General features: G+C 77.5%; 1 protein-coding gene. It reads left to right on the top strand.

What is annotated here, in order from left to right; genetic code table 11:
• Positions 1-1,250: flavin monoamine oxidase family protein (locus DZG00_RS15240; RefSeq protein ID WP_119455808.1), on the top strand; the 1,250-nt coding region annotated here is incomplete at its 5' end.
• Between the last annotated feature and the right edge of the window lie 440 nt (positions 1,251-1,690).

Raw genomic sequence — 1,690 nt, 5'->3', positions numbered from 1 at the left:
ACCGCGAGGCGCTCGCCCGGCCCGTCCAGGACCGCGTGTTCTTCGCCGGCGAGGCCACGAGCGCCGACCGCCCCGGCACGGTCGCGGGCGCCTACGCGTCCGGGCTCCGGGCTGCGGGTGAGGTGGACCGCGCGGGCGCCGGATCCGAGCGCGTCGCGGTCGTCGGAGCGGGCATCGCGGGCACGGCCGCCGCTCGCGCCCTCCGCGACGCCGGGCACGACGTCGTCCTCGTGGAGGCGCGCGCGGAGCTCGGCGGGCGGATCCGCGCGGTCGGCGGCACCGACTGGCCGCACCCCGCGGAGCTCGGCGCCCTCTGGATCGCCGCCGACGGCGACCACCTGCTGCGCGACGCCGTCGAGGCGGCCGGCATCGCCCGCTACGGGCTCGCGCTCATCGCGGAGGAGCGCGGGCCCGACGGGCAGGTGCTCGAGGCGGGGTCGAGCGCGGCATCCGACGCCATCGCGGCCGCGGTCGCGTGGGCCAGGGCGCAGCCGACGGATCGGACGCTCGCGGCGGCGCTCACCTCGACGGCCGACCTCGACCTCCTCCGCACCGACCCGATGGCCGAGGGCGCCTCGTCACCGGCGGCGCGGTTCAGCGCCTTCCTCGCGACCGACGTCGCCATCGCGCACGGCGCCGCGCTCGACGAGCTCTCCGCCGCCCGCGGCCTCGACGAGCCGGCTCCCGTCGGCAACGTCGCCGTCACGGGGGGCTTCGCGGGCCTCGTGCAGCACCTCCTGCGCGATCAGGAGATCGACGTCCTCCGCGAGTCCACCGTCACGCGCATCACGTACGGCAACGGCCGCGTAGGACTCCGGCTCGGATCCGGCGAGTCGCTCTCGGTCGACCGCGTCGTCGTGACCGTGCCGCTCGGCGTGCTGCAGGAGGGTGCCATCGTCTTCGACCCGGAGCTGCCCGCGTCCGTCACCACGTCCATCGCCGCGCTCGGACCCGGCCGGGTCGACCGCGTCTGGCTGCGCTTCGAGGAGCCGTTCTGGTCGACGACGGCCACCGTCTGGACCTCCTACGACGCCGGCGGAAGCTTCACGCGCTGGTACAACCTGATGCCGATCTCCGGCGAGCCCGTCCTCATGGCCGAGGTGGGCGCGGCGGCCGCGGAGCGGGTCGCGGCCATGGACGACCGGGCGCTGCGGTCGGCGGCGCTCCGCACGCTGGTGCCGTTCGCGGATCCGACGCTCCTCGCGACGCCGGAGCCGACCCCGACGGACACGCCCACCCCGACGCCCTAGGCCGGATCCGGGTCCGCCGGGGGCTCCGGCCCGAGCTCGTCTCGCCGCAGCACGGCTCGGCGACCTCCCGCCGGGTCGCCTCCGCCGAGTAGCGCAGGAGGTCCTGCAGCTGCGTGTGCAGCAGGAGCTGGGCGTGCTCCTCGTCGACCTCGAGCAGCGCGCGGATCCGGGCCACGGCGTCCGCGCGGGACGCGACCCCGGCGAGCTCCGCGACCAGGGGCGCGATCGCGTCCGCGGCGGCGACGCGCGCCCGCAGCCACGCGATGCGCGCGTCGTACGAGCGGCGCATGTCGGAGTCCTTCGGCGGCCGTCCCGACCTGTCCACGGGGCGGCGGCGCGCGATCGCGTCGGCCGTGACGGTCACGCGGAGGGGCCCGGCCGGACGCGCGCGCGGGAGGACGAGCGCGACGTGGAGATCGTGCGGGCCCGGACGCAGCGCG

This window comes from Clavibacter lycopersici (assembly GCF_003576405.1).
In the GTDB taxonomy this organism is placed as follows: domain Bacteria; phylum Actinomycetota; class Actinomycetes; order Actinomycetales; family Microbacteriaceae; genus Clavibacter; species Clavibacter lycopersici.
Note: the sequence above shows the minus strand (reverse complement) of the source record. Positions and strands in the feature narration are given on the sequence as shown.